At 71.6% G+C, this 5,039-nt stretch carries 7 protein-coding genes; 4 read left to right on the top strand and 3 right to left on the bottom strand.

What is annotated here, in order from left to right:
- The first annotated feature begins 56 nt into the window (after positions 1–56).
- The gene (locus GWI24_RS40160; protein ID WP_210950966.1) at positions 57–281 is read left to right on the top strand and encodes a hypothetical protein; all 225 of its coding nucleotides are present in this window, start codon (positions 57–59) and stop codon (positions 279–281) included.
- The gene (locus tag GWI24_RS40155) at positions 278–1,003 is read left to right on the top strand and encodes a helix-turn-helix domain-containing protein (protein WP_210950965.1); all 726 of its coding nucleotides are present in this window, start codon (positions 278–280) and stop codon (positions 1,001–1,003) included. Before GWI24_RS40160 ends, GWI24_RS40155 begins: the two co-directional genes overlap by 4 nt.
- A 251-nt stretch (positions 1,004–1,254) precedes the next feature.
- Here the strand turns inward: GWI24_RS40155 and GWI24_RS40150 are convergent, their stop codons facing one another.
- The 3 genes from GWI24_RS40150 to GWI24_RS40140 form a co-directional block, all read right to left on the bottom strand.
- The gene (locus GWI24_RS40150; protein ID WP_210950964.1) at positions 1,255–1,638 is read right to left on the bottom strand and encodes a VOC family protein; all 384 of its coding nucleotides are present in this window, start codon (positions 1,636–1,638) and stop codon (positions 1,255–1,257) included.
- Between the two features lie 77 nt (positions 1,639–1,715).
- Entirely contained in the window at positions 1,716–2,654 is a 939-nt protein-coding gene (locus GWI24_RS40145) for a beta-ketoacyl-ACP synthase III (protein ID WP_210950963.1), read from the bottom strand.
- Between the two features lie 238 nt (positions 2,655–2,892).
- Complete coding sequence (locus GWI24_RS40140) at positions 2,893–3,552, bottom strand: HAD family acid phosphatase (RefSeq protein ID WP_210950962.1); 660 nt, start codon at positions 3,550–3,552, stop codon at positions 2,893–2,895.
- Positions 3,553–3,830: 278 nt separating this feature from the next.
- Here GWI24_RS40140 and GWI24_RS40135 point away from each other — a divergent pair, with 278 nt between their 5' ends.
- Together GWI24_RS40135 and GWI24_RS40130 are read left to right on the top strand one after the other, a co-directional pair.
- Positions 3,831–4,223, top strand: a complete 393-nt coding sequence (locus GWI24_RS40135; protein WP_210950961.1) for an STAS domain-containing protein — start codon at positions 3,831–3,833, stop codon at positions 4,221–4,223.
- A 228-nt stretch (positions 4,224–4,451) separates the two neighbouring features.
- Positions 4,452–4,913, top strand: coding sequence for an STAS domain-containing protein (locus tag GWI24_RS40130; RefSeq protein ID WP_210950960.1), 462 nt, complete (start codon positions 4,452–4,454; stop codon positions 4,911–4,913).
- Positions 4,914–5,039: the final 126 nt, after the last annotated feature.

The following is a 5,039-nucleotide window of genomic DNA, read 5'->3' as shown; positions in this document are numbered from 1 at the left end:
GGCCTGGTGTGGCGGGAGCATGGAGAGTAGTGGTGGTGAGCAGGAGGTGTACCGCCATGCAGCACGAGATGCGCGCCGAATACGAGGAGGGCAGCCCCGGTCGGGTCGCGGGCGCGCCGGTCAAGATCTGGCACATGGTCCGCGGGAACGGAACGACCGCGATGTGCGGGCGGGAGCTGGACCCGGACGCCGAGACCCAGGCCGCCGACCTGTGGGCCACGGATGACGGGGGGCCCTTCTGCCACTCCTGCGGCGCGATGTATCTGCGCGAGGTCCCTTGAGCGCCTCGAGCGAGTACCGGGAGCGGAGGGCGCTGATCGGCCACGGCGCCGTGGTGTGGACCCGTACGGCCGGAACCGGGCCGCAGCGGGTGCTCCCCGACGGCTGCACGGATCTGATCTGGAGCGAGGCGGGACCGGGGCCGGACGGCGAGCTGCTGGTCGCCGGGCCGGACACCCGCGCGCACCTCGCCCCCGGCGCGCCGGGCACCCGTGCGGTGGGGCTGCGGTTCGCGCCCGGTACCGGCCCCGCCGTGCTGGGCGTACCGGCGCATGAACTCCGCGATCTGCGGGTGCCCTTGGCCGCGCTCTGGCCGGGCGCGGAGGTCCGGCGGCTTGCCGAGCGGATCGCCACCGGGCAGACGGCTGCGGGCCGCCTTCTGGAGGAGGCGGCCTTCGGACGGCTGCGGACGGCGGAACCACCCGATCCGGTGCTCGCCGCGATCGTCGCGGGGGTCTCGCGCGGGACGGGAGTGGCCGGGATCGCCGCAGCCGTGAGCCTGGGGGAGCGGCAGCTGCACCGCCGCTCCCTCGCCGCGTTCGGCTACGGCCCCAAGACGCTGGGCCGGGTGCTCCGGCTGAACCGGGCCCTGGACCTGGCGCGCACCGGCCTCCCCTTCGCGGAGGTCGCTGCCACGGCGGGCTACGCCGACCAGGCCCATCTCGCCCGCGACGTCAGGGCGCTGGCGGGGGTGCCCCTGGGACGTCTGCTCAGGGCGCCGTAGAGCTTCCGGCCCACGGGGCTGAGCGGCCGGGCGTACCTCCCAGCGGTAGCCGGGGGCGAGCCGAAGGGGCGCGTCGCTGTCGGAAGGGAGTCGAGTGCGGGGAGCGAGGGCTGCGATCGATACGCGGTTCCGCCGCGTGGGCGACCGAGCACATCGATCGTCGACAGGGGCACCTCCCAGCGGTAGCTGGGTGAGGCTTAAGCGCCCCGGCGCGGGCGCCTCCCAGCGGTAGCTGGGGGAGAACCGGGCCCCTAAAAGAACAAGTCGATGCCGTTGCCGTCGGGGTCGAGGACCGTGGCGTAGCGCTGGCCCCAGGGCGCGTCCCACGGCTCCAGCTTGCCGCGCACCCCCGCCCCCACGAGGTCCTGGTAGGTCTTGTCCACGTCGGCCCGGCTGTCGCAGGCGAAGGCGAGCCCCACCTGGTGGGAGCCGCTCGGCGGTGTCCACTCCGGGTCGAAGGAGCGCACCGTCGCGACGGTGTCCCACATCAGCCGCGCGCCGCCGGGCAGGGCAGCCTCGACGTGGGGCTGGGTGTCGGCGTCGGCGGGGATGTCGAGGCCGAGACGGCGGTAGAAGGCGAGGGAGGCGGCCATGTCGGCGACGACCAGGCCGATGGCGTCGAATCGTGCTGTCATACGGGCAGCGTAGGGAGCGCCCGGGCGGCCGGTCTTGAACGAATCGGACGTCGAGGCGGCCGGGGCGGTGTCAGGGCTCAGGGGCAGTGGATGACCTGGCCCGCGTACGACAGGTTGCCGCCGAAGCCGAAGAGCAGCACCGGGGCCCCGGAGGGCACCTCGCCGCGCTCGACCAGCTTGGAGAGGGCGAGCGGAATGCTGGCCGCCGAGGTGTTGCCGGACTCCACCACATCGCGGGCGATCACCGCGTTGACGGCGCCCAGCTTGCGGGCGACCGGCTCGATGATCCGCAGATTGGCCTGGTGCAGTACGACACCGGCCAGGTCCTCCGGGGAGATCCCGGCCCGTTCGCACACCTCCCGCGCGATCGGCGGCAGATGGGTGGTGGCCCAGCGGTAGACGGCCTGGCCCTCCTGCGCGAACCGGGGCGGGGTGCCCTCGATACGGACCGCGCCGCCCATCTCCGGTACCGAGCCCCACACCACCGGGCCGACGCCCGGCCGCTCGGCGGCCACCACCACGGCCGCGCCCGCGCCGTCGCCGGTCAGGACGCAGGTGGAGCGGTCGGTCCAGTCGGTGGCCGCGCTGAACTTCTCCGCGCCGATCACCAGGGCCGCGGTGGCCGCCCCGGCCCGGATGGTGTGGTCGGCGGTGGCGAGGGCGTGGGTGAAGCCCGCGCACACCACATTGAGGTCCATGGTGGCGGGGCGGGCCAGCCCGAGCCGGGCGGCGACCCGGGCCGCCATATTGGGGCTGCGGTCGATCGCCGTGCAGGTGGCGACGAGCACGAGGTCGATGTCGGAGGGGGCGAGCCCGCTGTTGGCCAGCGCCTTGGCGGCGGCCGCCGCGGCCATCTCGTCGACCGTCTCGTCGGCGCGGGCGAGATGGCGGGTGCGGATGCCCACCCGGCTGCGGATCCACTCGTCGCTGGTGTCGACCATGGCCGCGAGGTCGTCGTTGCCGAGCACCTTCGCGGGCTGGTAGTGGCCGAGCGCCAGTACGTGCGAGCCGGTCATCGGTCATCCCCTTCGCGCCAGTGTCGACGTATCCGCGCAATTTTGCGGAGATCTCGACGGACAGTCTGCGGTGTGTCCAGTCTTGAGCGGAGCAGACGTGCCGTGCGCTCGGGTTACTCACCAATCTTGGGCGCCAAGATCTGGAGTTCCCGGCCTTTCCCCGGCGGGTGCCGGGGGTCGTGGCGGAAGGAAATGACCTCTGACCGTGGCTCAGGAGAGCCGACTCAGGGCAGCCGGCTCAGGACAGCTGACCGTCGTAGTCCGGGAGCTTGAAGGACTTCTCGGCGTGGCCACCGGTGATGTCGGTGGGGCTGTTGCCGATGTTGGCGATGATCGTGTAGCCGTTGTTCTCGATCTCCGCACGCTTGGCGGTCTTGTACTCCGCCACGTCCTGGAACAGGTCCGGCAGATGGCGTACGTACAGACCGGCGACCGAGTAGCCGGCCTTCTCCAGGTTGTACTCGGTCGGCAGGTAGATGATGCCGGGGCGCGCGGTGACGAAGAAGATGGCCACACCGCGGTCGTGGGCGTACTGGGCGAGCTTCAGCACCGGCTCGACGGCGGGCTGGGGGTAGCTGAAGCCGAAGTCCGTCTCCAGTGAGGTGTTGTCGATGTCCAGGACGATGGCCTGCTTCTCGTCCGAGGGGTCGGCGGTGCGCTCCTCGATGTAGGGGCGGGCCTGCTCGTCGATGATGGCGCGAACATCACGCTGCCAGGTCTCGTAGTCGACCTCCTCGGCGGCGGTGGCGCTCGACGGCGCCGCCGTGGTGGCGGTGGGGCCGGTGGGGCCGGGCGTGGCGGCGGTCGCCGTGGTGGCCGTGCCGCCGACGCCGATGGTGAGGGCGACGACCACTGTCGTCATGCCGAGCCGCCGTGATCGCACGCGTCCTGCTGTCATCGGTCACTTCCTTCACGTCGAGGCGATTGCCGGGTGGCATGTTCACGGCTGCCGGTGGACATGAGAAGACCTCTGCTTTACCGGCGAGTAACGGTTCGCGACCGGGGGGCCTCAATAGGCCAACGACACGTGCCGGGCCGTTCGTTGACTGGTCAGCCGGTAGATGGGTATGTCATCTATGGGTATGTCATCTACAGAAGGGCAGGCCTGGACCCCGGCGATGACCGGCGTGGCTGCGGGCTCCGGCCGTGCGCCTCCACCAGGTCAAGGAGGCTTGCATGTTCGATGATCGGCCCGCCTTCGGCGTCCGAGTCCACGCGCTCGGCGGCGTCACCGTCGCCGAGATCGCGGGAGAGCTGGACATCTTCGCCGCGGGGCGGATCGTGGCTCGGCTCGATTCCCTCGTTCGGGTGCGGTGCCCGGATCTGATCCTGGACCTACGACCGGTCACGTTCCTGGACTGCGCCGGATTGTCGTTACTGTGCCGGTTGCGCAATCGCGTGCTGGAGCGGGACGGGCGGCTGCGGCTCGTCATCGCCGATCCGCGCTTTCTGCGGCTGCTGCGCGTGGTCCGGCTGGACGATGCCTTCGAGGTACTGGAAGATCTGACTCCGGCGATCGCGGGCGCGGCGGGGCCGGTGGCCGGACAAGGCGGTGATGCCTTCGCCTAGGCTGTATCTGACCAAGTGTCAATAATAAGAACCGAAATTCACTCGAACGGGCGGTCTTTACCGGCGGAATGCTGCGTCCCTCCCTCTGTAACCGGGGGTCACCCCCTTACGCTCGCGGGACGTCGCCTGGGGACCCGGCGGATTTCGCACCCGATGCCCGACCCTGCCCGCTTCCGGGACCTGACGAAGGTGAGAGGGGGCAGTGTGCCGTTCCGAGGGGATATCGCGATGACGCAGCAAGGCGCTCCCCGTGATGCGCCGGTGCCGCTGGATCGCGGTGCCCAGAACGCCGCGCGGGAGCCCGCGAGCGGGGATCCGGCCGACGACGTCGTTGCCCGGGTCCGTGCGCACCGGGTCGGCGGGTACACCGTCGTGGAGCTCCACGGCGAGATCGACATCGCCGGGGTGGGAAGCGTGGGACCGGCGCTGGACGCGGCCACGGCCGGGGACCGGCCCGCGGTGATCGTGGACTTACGCCCGACCGCCTTCTTCGACTGCTCGGGCCTGGGACTGCTGTGCCGGGCCCATCGGCGTGTCCGGGAGCGGGGCGGGCGGATGCGGCTGGTCTGCGACGACGCCTTGATCCTCCGCACCCTGCGGGCGGGGCGGATGCTGGATGTGCTCGAGCCGGTGGCCACGCTGGACGAGGCGCTGGGCGAGGAGGAGGGCCAGGTGTCCGGCGGATCGTGATGCCTGCGGCGGGCTGTTCCCCGCCCCTTCCCGGCACCTGACGATCCGCGGCTCCGCCGCGTGCGGGGCTCTGCCCCAGACCCCGGAGCCCAGGGGTGAAGCCCCTGCCATGCGGCTCCGCCGCGT

This window comes from Streptomyces sp. MK37H (assembly GCF_018035285.1).
Taxonomy (GTDB): Bacteria; Actinomycetota; Actinomycetes; order Streptomycetales; family Streptomycetaceae; genus Streptomyces; species Streptomyces endocoffeicus.
Note: the sequence above shows the minus strand (reverse complement) of the source record. Positions and strands in the feature narration are given on the sequence as shown.